The following is a 12,646-nucleotide window of genomic DNA, read 5'->3' on the forward strand; positions in this document are numbered from 1 at the left end:
GAAGAGCATGAAATGGTCTAATCGTATTCAGATTGTCACTGGACAAACCTGCGTACATATCGCACTGCACCTGCTGCTGATCGCCGCGCTGGTGTGGGGGTGGAAACATCAGGCACTGTTGCAGGTGAGCACAATTTTACTGGCGCTGTATGCCAGCGTGTTTGCCGCCATGCTGCTCACCCAGCGTCTGCCGCGTCTGCGGCGTATTGGCGATTTCCTTGAAGATGTGACCACCACCTATTACTTCGGTGCCGCAATGCTGGTGCTGCTGGTGCTGTCACGGGTAATCCATAACAACCTGCTGCTTGGCGCAGTCGGGGTGGTGATGCTGGCGGGACCTGCGCTGGTCTCGCTGCTGGTTAAAGAGCGGGTACAACCGCGCCAGCGTCCACGTTAATCCCACACGGGCCACTTCGGTGGCCCGTTTGTTTTCCCGTCTGCTGCACCCATCCTCTCCTTACCGACCCCTTCGCTGCGATGTGCGCTGGCGCGCTGTAACCGCTTGTAGCGCATTTTTGGACAAGATGCGTAAGAATAACTCCCTGTCGAGCGTAGGGTTCTGTTATAATCCGCCCCTTAGGCACCGTGGTTTGTGCTCTCATTCAAGCGTCAGGAATGATCCTGGCGTCAACTCTCCCCCTGGAAACTACACCGTTACGCGGTCAGGGCGGATCCGGAGTCAGTCAACTTTATGTCATTTGATTCTCTCGGCCTTAATGCCGATATTTTGCGCGCTGTTACTGAACAGGGCTATAACGAGCCGACGCCAATTCAGCGCCAGGCAATCCCGGTAGTGCTGGCTGGACGTGACCTGATGGCCAGCGCCCAGACCGGTACCGGTAAAACCGCAGGTTTCACCCTGCCGCTGCTGCAGCTGCTCAGCAACAACAACCCGCACCCGAAAGGCCGCCGCCCGGTGCGCGCCCTGATCCTCACCCCAACCCGCGAACTGGCGGCTCAGGTGGGCGAAAACGTGCAGGAATACAGCAAATATCTCGACTTGCGCTCGCTGGTGGTGTTCGGCGGCGTCAGCATCAACCCGCAAATGATGAAACTGCGCAGCGGTGTTGACGTGCTGGTGGCAACGCCTGGCCGTCTGCTGGACCTTGAGCATCAGAACGCGCTCGACCTGTCCAAAGTAGAAATTCTGGTACTGGATGAAGCCGACCGCATGCTGGATATGGGCTTCATTCACGATATCCGTCGCGTGCTGGCAAAACTGCCTGCCAAACGCCAGAACCTGCTGTTCTCCGCCACTTTCTCTGACGAGATCAAAACTCTGGCGGAAAAACTGCTGCACAACCCGGAAGAAGTCTCCGTGGCGCGCCGCAACACCGCTTCCGAGCAGGTGACGCAGCACGTTCACATGGTCGACAAGAAGCGTAAGCGCGAGCTGTTATCGTTCCTGATCGGGCGCGACAACTGGCAGCAGGTGCTGGTATTTACCCGCACCAAGCACGGCGCTAACCACCTGGCCGAGCAGCTGAACAAAGACGGCATCACCGCCGCCGCGATCCACGGCAATAAGAGCCAGGGCGCGCGTACCCGTGCATTGAGCGACTTTAAAGAAGGTAAGATCCGCGTGCTGGTGGCGACCGATATCGCCGCGCGCGGTATCGATATCGAAGAGCTGCCGCACGTGGTGAACTTCGAGCTGCCAAACGTACCGGAAGACTATGTGCACCGCATTGGTCGTACCGGCCGTGCGGCCGCGGTGGGCGAAGCCCTGTCGCTGGTGTGCGTGGACGAGCTGAAGCTGCTGCGCGACATTGAACGCGTGCTGAAGCGTGAAATCCCGCGCATGGCGATTGAAGGCTATGAGCCGGACCCGAGCATTAAAGCTGAGCCGATCATCAACGGTCGCCAGCAGCAGCGCGGCGGAGCAGGCGGCGGCGGTGGACGCGGTCGTGGTGCTCAGGGCGGCCAGCGCAGCGGTGGCGATCGTAGTGCCAGCGGCAACCGTGCCGGTAACGGCGGCGGCAATGGCGCGGGTGCAGGCGGCGAGCGCCGTCAGGGCAACGGTTCAGGCCGTGCAGCACGCCCGGAAGGCGGTAACGCTGGCGCACCGCGCGTCAACAAAACCCGTCCACGCCGTTCTACCCCAAGTAACAACGGCTAATTAATCGGGGGGAGGCGCCCGCTTCCCCCTGTTCTCTACTCTCCACAGGTTTACCATGCGCGTATTACTTGCCCCGATGGAAGGCGTTCTCGATTCGCTGGTGCGTGAACTGCTGACCGACGTCAACGATTACGACCTCTGCATTACTGAATTTCTGCGCGTAGTGGATGCACTGCTGCCGGAGAAGTGCTTCCAGCGTCTCTGCCCCGAGCTCGACAATGACAGCCGCACGCCATCCGGCACGCGGGTGCGTATTCAGCTGCTCGGCCAGCATCCGCAGTGGCTGGCGGAAAATGCCGCCAGAGCGGTGGAGATGGGCTCGTGGGGCGTTGACCTTAACTGCGGCTGCCCGTCGAAAACGGTTAACGGCAGCGGCGGTGGGGCGACGCTGTTAAAAGCTCCCGAGCTGATCTACCAGGGGGCCAAAGCGATGCGTGCGGCGGTGCCGGCTCACCTTCCGGTCACGGTCAAAGTGCGCCTGGGCTGGGATTCCGGCGCGCGGCGCTTCGAAATCGCCGATGCGGTACAGCAGGCCGGCGCCACTGAACTGGCGGTGCACGGTCGTACTAAAGAGGACGGTTACCGCGCTGAGGCGATTAACTGGGCGGCGATCGGTGAGATCCGCCAGCGGCTCAGCATTCCGGTGATCGCCAACGGCGAGATCTGGGACTGGCAGAGCGCGCAGGATTGTATGGCGGTAACGGGCTGTGATGCGGTGATGATCGGGCGCGGCGCGCTCAACGTGCCGAATCTCAGCCGGATGATCAAATACAACGAGCCGCGCATGCCGTGGCCGCAGGTGGTTGAGCTGCTGCGAAAATATGTGCGGCTGGAGAAGCAGGGCGATACCGGCCTGTATCATATGGCGCGCATTAAGCAGTGGCTCGGCTATCTGCGTAAAGAGTACGAGGAAGCCACCGATCTGTTTATGCAGGTGCGTACCCAGCCAACCTCAGCGGATATTGCGCGGGTGATTAACGCGCAAGGGTAGTGGGGGCGGCCAGAGAACCATCGGGTCGACCAAAAAAGCGGTCGACCCCTACATTCTGTTCTGCAGGATACCGGGCAGCCGACTTTGATGCACCATGTTTGAGGGTAACTGAGCACGTTTCACGTGAGGCCTGCCGCGCCTATTGCGCCACGTACCCGCCGTCGACCAGCAGCGCCGCGCCGTTAACAAATGAGGCATCGGGGCTGGCGAGGAAGGCCACCACCGCTGCGACCTCCTCCGGGCGGCCGAGACGGCCAATCGGGTGCAGTTTTTTCAACGCGTCTTTATCCTGCTCGCTGGCTTTGGACAGCAGCGGCGTATCGATATATCCCGGGCAGACCGCGTTGACGCGAATACCGCGCGCGGCATAGTCGATAGCCAGCGTTTGCGTCAGCAGCTTTACGCCACCTTTTGAAGCGGCATAGGCGGTGACGCCGTGCTTGCCGACCCAGCTATGAATCGAGCCGCAGTTAACGATAATTCCCGGCTGCTTATGCTCAAGCCACCAGGCGATCGCTGCCTGATTAATCAGAAATACGGCGGTCAGATTGATATCGATGGTTTTCTGCCATTTCTCCACCGCCAGCAGGTGCGCCGGGCCATCGGCGGCAATTCCGGCGTTGGCAAAGACAATATCCAGCCGCCCGAAGTGCGCCACGGTCTGTTCAATCAGCTGACGATTTTGCCGCGCATCGGTCACATCAATTTTGCAGAACTCAGCCTTGTGGCCCTCTTTCACCAGGCGGGCAACAAAGGCGCGGCCGGAAACTTCGTTGAGGTCCGCGACCATCACGGCGGCGCCTTCCCCGGCCAGTCGGGCGACGGTGGCCGCGCCAATACCGCTGGCTCCCCCGGTGACAATCGCAACTTTTGTACTGAATCTCATGGTCATTCTCCCTGTTGATAGACGCAGCCAGACTAGGCGCAAATTGCGCCAGCCGTTTGGCAACCCCTGCGCAGCGCATTGCAGATAGCTGGAAATAACGTGTCGGTAAACTTCGCGAGATCTGTTAGCAAGCTAAGGGTATGATGTGGCCCACATCGCATTTTTATCTGGCTTTTTTATGTCTCTGAACCCGGCATTAACCTCTGCTCAACTCAACAAGCGCATTATCTCCGTGGTGATTTTTACCTTCTTCTGCTACCTGTCGATTGGTCTGCCGCTGGCGGTATTGCCCGGTTATGTGCATAACCAGCTGGGCTACAGCTCGTTTATCGCTGGGCTGATTATCAGCCTGCAGTATTTCGCCACGCTGGTCAGCCGACCGCAGGCCGGGCGCTATGCTGACCTGCTCGGGCCAAAAAAAGTGGTGCTGGTCGGGCTGATTTTCTGCGGCGCCAGCGGGCTGTTTACCCTTCTTGCGGTGCTGGTCGATGCCTCGCCGCTGGCCAGCCTGCTGCTGCTGGCGGCCGGGCGGGTAGTGCTGGGCTTTGGTGAAAGTTTAACCGCCACCGGTTCGATCCTCTGGGGGATTAATGTGGTGGGCACCACGCAGAGTGGGCGGGTGATCTCCTGGAACGGCGTCGCGACCTATCTGGCGATGGCGATGGGGGCACCGCTCGGCGTGATGCTCAACTCGCTGTTTGGCATCCCGGGGTTTGCCGGGTTAATTATTCTGATGGCGGTCTTCGGCTACTGGCTGGCAACCCGTCGCCCGGCGGTGCAGGTCGAAGTCGGGCAGCGCATTCCCTTCACCCGCGTGTTTGGCAAAATCTGGCTGTACGGCCTGTGCCTTGGCCTCGGGACCATGGGCTTTGGCACGATTGCTACCTTCATCACCCTCTATTTCGCCAGCCACGACTGGAGCGGAGCGGCATTCTCCCTGACGCTGTTCAGCATCGGCTTTATCCTGATGCGCCTGCTGTTTAACAACAGCATCACGCGCTATGGCGCCATCCGCGTCTCGCTGGTGTCGTTTGCGGTGGAGTGCGCGGGTCTGATGCTCATCTGGCAGGCCAGCTCTATCTGGATGGTTGACCTTGGCGCCTTCCTGACCGGCAGTGGCTTCTCGCTGATCTTCCCGGCATTGGGGGTGGAGGCCATCCGCAAAGTGCAGCCGCAAAACCAGGGGTCGGCGCTCGGTCTGTACGCGGCCTTCCTTGACTGCGGGCTGGGCATGACCGGGCCGGTGGCCGGGCTGCTGATCGGTCACTGGGGCGTGGATTCCATCTATCTGGCGGCGGCGGGCGTGGTCTTGCTGGCGGGGATGATTATGGTACGCCTCATTCTGCGGGGCGACAGGTAGCCGCCCCCTTTTAGGGATTCGCCGGGGTTTAATACACTTCCGGCACGATCATATCGTCCGGCACCGGCGAGCGGCGGTAATCTTCGTTACGCTCGCGCGGCGGCAGGTCGATGGGTTTCAGCTCGCTGTCCTCATACGGCACCTGGCGCAGCAGCTCGCGGAAATACTGTTTGCGCCAGGCCTTCTCGCCCTCTTCCATTTTCTCATCGCTGCCGAAGCGCAGGTCGTCCAGTTCCATCTCCAGCTCTTCATCGTAGCTGTTGTAAAACTCCTGCAGTAAGCGTTGGTTAAAGTTCTGCGCTGAGAAGTCATTGCCTTGCATCGTCATAGGTTATCTCCTGGTCAGAAGTGGGTAAACAGCCAGTAAAGGGTGGCCGAAAGAAGAATCGACACCGGCAGGGTGAGCACCCAGGCCATCATCAGGTTGCGCAGCGTCGACATCTGCAGGCCGGAGCGGTTGGCCGCCATGGTGCCCGCCACGCCGGAGGAGAGCACGTGAGTGGTGGAAACCGGCAGCCCGAAGATGTCGGCCGCGCCGATGGTGGTCATCGCCACCAGTTCCGCGCTGGCGCCCTGCGCGTAGGTCAGATGCGTCTTGCCAATTTTTTCCCCAACCGTGGTCACAATACGACGCCAGCCCACCATGGTGCCGAGACCCAGCGCGATCGCCACCACCACTTTCACCCACCACGGAATAAAGCGCGTGGCGTTATCCAGCTCGCCCTTAAAAGCATCGAGGTTATGGCGGGTCTGCGCCGGAAGCTGCACCTTCTCATCGCTTTTCAGATGCTTGATCGCTTCAGAGGCCAGATACATGTCGTTACGGGTGTTGGATACGGCCTGCGCCGGGATCTTATCGACCGCGCCGTATTGACGGATCTGCTGGCCGATACGTCCGGTTAAATCGGCCAGCGCGGGCAGCACCGCGGGAACCAGCGTGCCGGTGCGCACATATTCGGTCAGCACATTGCGCGGGAAGGTGCTGGCTGCCTGGTCCGGCGTCAGCGCGCGCAGCTCCTGCTGCGTCACCGCTGCCAGCGCCGCCACCTGCGGCGTATGCTCAGCCGGGATCGAGCGGTTCAGCGCGTAGGCGATCGGCATGGTGCCGACCAGGATCAGCATGATCAGGCCCATCCCTTTCTGACCATCATTGGAACCGTGGGCGAATGAGACACCGGTACAGGTTAAAATCAGCAGCCCGCGGATCCAGGTCGGCGGCGGCTTATTGCCTTCCGGCGCGCTGTACAGCTCGCGGTTTTTCAGCACTTTTTTCATCAGCAGCAGCAGCACGGCGGCGCAGACAAAGCCGATAATCGGCGACAGCACCAGCGCATAGCCAATTTTCACCGCCTGGCCCCAGTCAACGCCGCTGGTCCCGGTGCGACCGTGGATCAGCGCGTTGGCCACGCCAACGCCGATTATCGAACCAATCAGCGTATGTGAGGACGAGGCGGGCAGGCCAAACCACCAGGTGCCCAGGTTCCAGATAATCGCCGAGAACAGCAGGGCATACACCATGGCGAAGCCGCCGCCGGTTCCGGCCTGCAGGATCAGCTCAACCGGCAGCAGGGAGATGATGCCGAAGGCCACCACACCGCTGGAGAGCAGCACGCCGAGGAAGTTAAAGAAGCCGGACCACACCACCGCCAGCGTCGGCGGCATGGAGTGGGTATAAATCACCGTTGCAACGGCGTTGGCCGTGTCGTGAAAACCGTTAACGAACTCAAATCCGAGGGCAATCAGCAGCGCCATTCCCAGCAGCAAAAATGGCACGTAGCTGGTAAAGGTGGCGCCGGAATCGCTGACGTCGTTAAACAAATTCACCCCGGCGAAGGCGATACCGAGGATCAACAGCAGCAGAAAAATCATGACCGAACGACGGCTGTTCTTCGGGTAAACGGGGCTGGCGGACTGGCCCTGTTGCATGGCGGCATTGTCACTCATAGTTCCTCACTGGCATCGGCTGCATTGAAAGCGTCGCTGCAAAAATCGGGCAGAGGGTAGACCACATCCGGTGATACGCAGGTTGTGTGACAGAACAATGACGCCGGCGACGGATATTTGCCTGGCGGGGGGGCGGGGTAACAAAACTGTCATCTGCGTGCGGCAGGATAGCGCTATCGCTTCAACGGCTTGCTGCTGGGAAAACTATGACGCAACACCTGCCGCTTCTGCGGCAAAAACCCGATTTCAGTGATGACGTTTCCGGCCTGATTTACGGCTACCGGTTTGTTGAGGGGCAGGCGCCGCAAAGCCTGACGGTGCAGGAGTCGTGCGCGGCCTGGACCGATGGCGCGGCGGACGGCCAATTTCTGTGGCTGCACGTTAACCTCAACCACGCCGCCGCTGCACGCTGGCTGAAAAACCACTTTGACGTCGATGAAGATTTCTTTGATGAGATCCAGCACGGCTCGCACAGCACGCGCATTGAGCGGCAGAACGACGCGCTGATGGCGGTGCTTAACGATGTGACCTTTAACGCGCGCGAAACCAGCGATGAGAGTGCCACGCTGTGGATCTGGTGCCGCGATGGGCTGGTGGTCAGCGCCCGCCATAAGCCCCTGCGGCTGGTGGAGCGTTTGCAGGGCAAGCTGGCCTCGCTCGGGCTGCGCTCCTCCACCGAACTGCTGGCTCAGCTGCTGGCGGAGCAGGAGGATGTGCTGGCCCTGATTGTGCGCCAGTCGAATCAGTATGTGGATCAGATAGAAGAACGCCTGCTCGGGCAGCACAGTAAAAGCAACCGCAGCGAACTGGGCCGCCTGCGCCGCACGCTGCTGCGTTTTCAACGCCTGTTGGCTCCGGAGCCGGCCGCGCTGTTTCGCCTGATCAACCGCCCGCCGGGCTGGCTTGACCTCAGCGTGGTGCAGGATCTGCGCCAGTTTACCGAAGAGTTTACGGTAGTACTGAACGACCTGAATGGGCTGACCGAGCGCATTCGCCTGCTGCAGGAGGAGATAGCCGCGCAGCAGCTGGAACAGAGCAACCGCACCTTATTTACCCTGACGCTGATTACCGTGCTGGCGCTCCCGATCAACCTGGTGGCAGGCTTTTTTGGCATGAACGTCGGCGGGGTGCCGCTGGCGAATAATCCGCACGGGTTTATTTTGCTGGTGCTGGTGGTGACGATATTCACCTGTGGAGCCGCATGGTTGGTACTTCGGCGGCGGGAAAGGGGATAGAAAAAAGCCCCCGCACCATCAAGAGGTGCGGGGGCTTTGTTTACTGCGCGGCTAAATCAGGATTTAGGCTGGCTGTAGATCGGGCCTGGCTGCGTCAGGGCAGGCATCGCCGGGGCGGCAACAGGCGTTGCGCTGTCGGCGGGTGCCTGAGCACTGCCGTTGTCCGCAGCGGCCGGAGCGGCTGCATCAGCTGGCGCCGCGGCTGGAGCAGCAGGATCTGCCACGTTCGCGCCTTCGGTGGTCACGGGCGTCATTGGCTGTTCCATTGGCTGTGCGCCCTCCTGCTCTGGCACGGCCGCAGGCTCAGTCACCGTCGCTTCGCCGTTCACTTTTACCGGCATGCCGGAGCGCGCTTTCAGCGCATCTTCCATGCTGGTGCTGTTCACGCTGGCATCGGCAACAATTTTTGTCACTGAAGCAGGGATAGTCAGCGGCACAGGCTCGCGTGATTTGAACTGCTCTTCGGTCTGCGACAGCGGGTTGTGAACTTCCACATAGCGTGAACCGTCCGGCTCGACCGTGGCTTTGATGGGCTGGTCGATAAACTGAACGCGGGTGCCAACCGGCACGTGGTCGAACAGCCATTTGATATCGTCAGCACGCAGACGCACGCAGCCGTGGCTTACGCGCAGGCCGATACCGAAGTTGGCATTAGTACCGTGAATCGCGTACAGGCGGCCGATATACAGCGCGTACAGACCCATCGGGTTGTCCGGGCCAGCCGGGAATACAGCAGGCAGTGATTCACCGCGCGCATTGTACTCTTCATGCATTTTCTTGGTCGGAGTCCAGGTTGGGCCATCCTTTTTACGCTGAACGGTAGTGGTCCAGTTAATCGGGGTATCCTTGCCCAGCTCGCCGATACCAATAGGCAGCACGACGACGGTTTTGCTGCCTTTCGGGTAATAGTACAGACGCATTTCAGCACTGTTGATCACGATGCCTTCGCGCGGCGCGTCCGGCAGGATCAGCTGCTGAGGGATGATCAGCTTGCTGCCCGCTTTTGGCAGGTAAACGTCAACGCCCGGGTTAGCTTCCATAATGTTGCTCAGACCCATCTGGTACTGAGCAGCAAAAGCTTCCAGCGGAAGCTTGCTGTCTTCCGGGATAGTGATTTCAAGGTTTTCCCCGGTCAGGCGGCTGTTAGCGGCCGGAAGAGGGTAAACCACAGCGAAGGCAGATTGGCTGAAAGCCGCAGCGGCCAGAATCAGGGTGACAAACGCACGGATGCTCTTTTTCATATTATTTCAGGTGTAGCGCCATGTAGACTGTTGATAAACGACCCAATACTGGCCAACTGTGACCGGCTGCACATTATATGTTCATAACGGCTCAGGAAGAAACCAGGATTTAACCCTGTTGAACTATCTTTACGATTAATTGTCTGCAAAGCCACCATTCTGCGACGTAAAATCCGTCGCAAAAGGCTCATGGTTGCCAATGGGTATCGCTGCCGTCGAGTTTTCGGTCAAGGAAGTAGGCGGCGCTAATCAGGGCAAGATGGGTCAGCGCCTGCGGGGTATTGCCCAGCGCATGGCCGCGACTGTCGAACTCTTCCGCATACAATCCGAGCGGGCTGGCGTAGCTTAGCAGCTTCTCAAATTCAAAATGTGCTTCCTCCACCCGTCCGGCACGCGCCAGGCACTCCACATACCAGAATGAACAGGCGGCGAATGCTCCTTCCTCACCCTGCAGGCCATCCGCCGGCGTCTCTTCCACGTTATAGCGCCGCACCAGCCCGTCACTCACCAGCTTCTCCTTGATCTTATCCAGCGTGGACAGCCAGTCCGGATCGGTGGCGCCGACAAAACGCACCAGCGGCATCAGAAGCATTGAGGCATCGACAAATTCGCCCTCGCGCGTGGCAACAAAGTGCCCCTGTTCCTTGTTCCAGAAGTTCTGCCAGATATCGACACGGATATCATCCCGCGCCTGCGCCCAGCGCGCGTAGGGCATCGACAGCGAGCGTTTTTCACCGAGGCGCAGCGCGCGATCCAGCGCCACCCAGCACATCAGGCGTGAATGCAGGAAGTGCTGCGGCTCGCCGCGCATCTCCCAGATCCCGGCGTCGCGCTGGTTCCAGTTATCGGCAACATAATCGATCATGCGGCTAACGTGCTGCCAGCCGCGCTGTGAGATCGCCTCGCCATATTTATTCGCCAGATAAATCGCATCCATCAGCTCGCCGTAAATATCGAGCTGCGACTGGCGCCAGGCATCATTACCGATGCGCACCGGGGTGGAGCCGGCGTAACCGGACAGGTTGAGCAGTTCGCTCTCATGCAGCTCGGTGCCGCTGTCGAGGCGGTACATCACCTGCAGCTTCTCCACATCGTGATGGCTGTTCTCCACGCACTTCGCCACCCAGTGGGTAAAGTTTTTCGCCTCGTCCACGTACCCCAGGCGCATCAGGGCGTACATGCTGAAAGAGGCATCGCGGATCCACGAGGCGCGATAGTCCCAGTTGCGTTCGCCCCCCAGCTCTTCCGGCAGGCCAAAGGTGGCGGCGGCAGCAATGGAACCGTGCTGCCAGGAGGTCAAAAGTTTGAGCGTCAGCGCCGAGCGCTGCACCATTTCGCGCCAGCGGCCGCGATAGCTGCTGTGCGAGCTCCAGCTGCGCCAGTAGGCGAGCGTCGCCTCGAAGCAGCTATCAGAGCGCTCATCATCAAGGTGTTGATCCTCCTCTGCGCCGAAAATAAACTCGCGGCACTCGCCGGTCTTCAGCTCAAAGCGGGCGACGGCGGCGGCATTGTCCAGGGTAAAATCGACATCGCCGGTCAGGCGCAGCGTGGGCTGGCCGTCAGCGTGGAAGGTCACCGAGCCAGTCTGGAGGGTGGCCTGCGTATCCGCCCGGGCATAATCATGAACCGGGGAGCAGCAGAGCTGAATGGTAGCACTGCCCTGGATCACTTTAATGCGGCGCACAATACGCGGCAGGCTGTCCTGCCGTTGGCAAATCGGCATATAGTCGGTGACTTCCACCACGCCATGTTCGTCGAGCCAGCGCGTTTGCAGAATATTACTCTCGGGAAGGTAGAGCTGCATACGCCGCGCATCGGGCCAGTCGGGGCTGATGCTAAACAGCCCGGCATCATCGCTGTCGAGCAGGGCGGTAAATACCGAAGGGCTGTCCAGATTTGGCCAGCAGAAGTAGTCGAGCGCGCCATCGTCGGCGATCAGCGCACAGGTGCGTAAATCACCAATTACGCCATGGTTTTCAATAGGTCGTTTTACATTTTTCATCGCTTAACTATAGCCGCTGTTTTCACATGCGGAGCATAAAAGCCGGGCGCGGCATGCCACAGCCCTGCGGGCCAGATGCTTGTCTGGACGGCGCGCTTAACTATCGTCGTGCAGAAAACGCTCCTGCAGCGTGGCCTGCAAAGCCAGCATCGTCTGAGCAGCGTGCGCCATATGTGCCACCATCACCCGCTCTACCGCCGCGGCATCCTGACGGCGCAGCGCATCGATCAGCTGGTACTGATACTCAATTCCCTGGCGGCGATCAACCGGCTGCGGCTGCTGGTAGATGTCCTTGCACACCGCCAGATCTTTCAGCAGGCGCTGCAAAAACCGGCAGAAAAACGCCAGCAGCGGGTTGCTGGAGTAGCTGGCGACCACGCCGTGAAAATCCAGCTCGGCCATGCGCTGGTCCCAGCGCTCCTGCTCATCGGCGGGAGGATGGTCATACACGCCGATCAGCTGGTGCAGGCGGGCAAAACCGGCATCATCTATCTGTCCAATGGCGCTGACGGCCACCTGGGGTTCCAGCGTTTTACGCAGGGCATAGATATGTTCGATGGTGAGCTCGCGGGTAAACAGGTAGTTCGACAGCAGGCTCATGGCGCGGGCTTCCGGCATGCTGTCGATAAACGCGCCGCCGCCGGGGCCGGTACGGGTGCGGATCAGCCCCTGAGCTTCCAGCGCTTTCAGCGCCTCTCGCACCGTGCTTTTCCCGGCGGAGAAGCGGGCAATGAGCTCTTTTTCCTGTGGCAGGCGGTCGCCGGGCAGCAAATTATCGTCAACGATGCTCTGCTTGATAGCATCAACAATCTCATCGGTACGTTTCCGTTTTACCGCTTCCGGCGGGCGTGAATCTTCTGCGGGCATA

At 60.0% G+C, this 12,646-nt stretch carries 10 protein-coding genes and 1 pseudogene; 5 read left to right on the plus strand and 6 right to left on the minus strand.

Features of this window, described 5'->3' with window-relative positions; all coding sequences use genetic code 11:
* Positions 1-7: 7 nt before the first annotated feature.
* The 3 genes from J2Y91_RS15055 to dusC all read left to right on the plus strand — a co-directional run bounded on the left by J2Y91_RS15055 (position 8) and on the right by dusC (position 3,110).
* Positions 8-397 carry a YbhQ family protein gene (locus tag J2Y91_RS15055; protein WP_048916665.1) on the plus strand — a complete coding sequence of 130 codons (390 nt, stop codon included), beginning with the start codon at positions 8-10 and terminating at the stop codon, positions 395-397.
* A 294-nt stretch (positions 398-691) separates the two neighbouring features.
* Entirely contained in the window at positions 692-2,119 is a 1,428-nt protein-coding gene (gene rhlE / locus J2Y91_RS15060; protein ID WP_048916664.1) for an ATP-dependent RNA helicase RhlE, read from the plus strand.
* Positions 2,120-2,174: 55 nt separating this feature from the next.
* Positions 2,175-3,110: a tRNA dihydrouridine(16) synthase DusC gene (gene dusC, locus J2Y91_RS15065; RefSeq protein ID WP_253538678.1), complete on the plus strand. Its 936-nt coding sequence runs from the start codon at positions 2,175-2,177 to the stop codon at positions 3,108-3,110.
* 139 nt (positions 3,111-3,249) lie between these two features.
* Here the strand turns inward: dusC and J2Y91_RS15070 are convergent, their stop codons facing one another.
* Positions 3,250-3,996: an SDR family NAD(P)-dependent oxidoreductase gene (locus J2Y91_RS15070; protein WP_253538681.1), complete on the minus strand. Its 747-nt coding sequence runs from the start codon at positions 3,994-3,996 to the stop codon at positions 3,250-3,252.
* Positions 3,997-4,174: 178 nt separating this feature from the next.
* On the opposite strand from J2Y91_RS15070, the gene J2Y91_RS15075 reads away from it, so the two are divergent.
* Positions 4,175-5,356 carry an MFS transporter gene (locus J2Y91_RS15075; RefSeq protein ID WP_253538684.1) on the plus strand — a complete coding sequence of 394 codons (1,182 nt, stop codon included), beginning with the start codon at positions 4,175-4,177 and terminating at the stop codon, positions 5,354-5,356.
* 145 nt (positions 5,357-5,501) lie between these two features.
* Here J2Y91_RS15075 and J2Y91_RS15080 read toward each other — a convergent pair.
* Positions 5,502-5,684 (minus strand): annotated as a pseudogene (locus J2Y91_RS15080) (polyphosphate kinase 2); the annotation flags it as partial.
* A 14-nt stretch (positions 5,685-5,698) separates the two neighbouring features.
* The gene (locus tag J2Y91_RS15085) at positions 5,699-7,300 is read right to left on the minus strand and encodes an inorganic phosphate transporter (protein ID WP_253538687.1); all 1,602 of its coding nucleotides are present in this window, start codon (positions 7,298-7,300) and stop codon (positions 5,699-5,701) included.
* A 206-nt stretch (positions 7,301-7,506) separates the two neighbouring features.
* On the opposite strand from J2Y91_RS15085, the gene J2Y91_RS15090 reads away from it, so the two are divergent.
* The gene (locus J2Y91_RS15090) at positions 7,507-8,535 is read left to right on the plus strand and encodes a transporter (protein WP_099753732.1); all 1,029 of its coding nucleotides are present in this window, start codon (positions 7,507-7,509) and stop codon (positions 8,533-8,535) included.
* 56 nt (positions 8,536-8,591) lie between these two features.
* On the opposite strand, the gene J2Y91_RS15095 is transcribed toward J2Y91_RS15090, so the two are convergent.
* The 3 genes from J2Y91_RS15095 to J2Y91_RS15105 form a co-directional block, all read right to left on the minus strand.
* Positions 8,592-9,776 (minus strand): L,D-transpeptidase family protein, encoded by a 1,185-nt coding sequence (locus tag J2Y91_RS15095; RefSeq protein WP_253538690.1) that lies wholly within the window; start codon positions 9,774-9,776, stop codon positions 8,592-8,594.
* A 187-nt stretch (positions 9,777-9,963) separates the two neighbouring features.
* On the minus strand, positions 9,964-11,778 hold the full coding sequence (locus J2Y91_RS15100; protein WP_253538693.1) for a glycoside hydrolase family 15 protein: 1,815 nt from the start codon (positions 11,776-11,778) through the stop codon (positions 9,964-9,966).
* 96 nt (positions 11,779-11,874) lie between these two features.
* On the minus strand, positions 11,875-12,645 hold the full coding sequence (locus J2Y91_RS15105) for a FadR/GntR family transcriptional regulator (RefSeq protein ID WP_187498299.1): 771 nt from the start codon (positions 12,643-12,645) through the stop codon (positions 11,875-11,877).
* Position 12,646: the final 1 nt, after the last annotated feature.

The sequence above is a fragment of the Erwinia aphidicola genome (assembly GCF_024169515.1).
GTDB lineage: Bacteria > Pseudomonadota > Gammaproteobacteria > Enterobacterales > Enterobacteriaceae > Erwinia > Erwinia aphidicola.

What these genes read in the sequence shown, in the direction of transcription:
- J2Y91_RS15055 (WP_048916665.1), top strand. Translation starts at nt 8, where the DNA reads ATGAAATGGTCTAATCGTATTCAGATTGTCACTGGACAAACCTGCGTA.
- rhlE (WP_048916664.1), top strand. Translation starts at nt 692, where the DNA reads ATGTCATTTGATTCTCTCGGCCTTAATGCCGATATTTTGCGCGCTGTT.
- dusC (WP_253538678.1), top strand. Translation starts at nt 2,175, where the DNA reads ATGCGCGTATTACTTGCCCCGATGGAAGGCGTTCTCGATTCGCTGGTG.
- J2Y91_RS15070 (WP_253538681.1), bottom strand. Translation starts at nt 3,996, where the DNA reads ATGAGATTCAGTACAAAAGTTGCGATTGTCACCGGGGGAGCCAGCGGT.
- J2Y91_RS15075 (WP_253538684.1), top strand. Translation starts at nt 4,175, where the DNA reads ATGTCTCTGAACCCGGCATTAACCTCTGCTCAACTCAACAAGCGCATT.
- J2Y91_RS15085 (WP_253538687.1), bottom strand. Translation starts at nt 7,300, where the DNA reads ATGAGTGACAATGCCGCCATGCAACAGGGCCAGTCCGCCAGCCCCGTT.
- J2Y91_RS15090 (WP_099753732.1), top strand. Translation starts at nt 7,507, where the DNA reads ATGACGCAACACCTGCCGCTTCTGCGGCAAAAACCCGATTTCAGTGAT.
- J2Y91_RS15095 (WP_253538690.1), bottom strand. Translation starts at nt 9,776, where the DNA reads ATGAAAAAGAGCATCCGTGCGTTTGTCACCCTGATTCTGGCCGCTGCG.
- J2Y91_RS15100 (WP_253538693.1), bottom strand. Translation starts at nt 11,778, where the DNA reads ATGAAAAATGTAAAACGACCTATTGAAAACCATGGCGTAATTGGTGAT.
- J2Y91_RS15105 (WP_187498299.1), bottom strand. Translation starts at nt 12,645, where the DNA reads ATGCCCGCAGAAGATTCACGCCCGCCGGAAGCGGTAAAACGGAAACGT.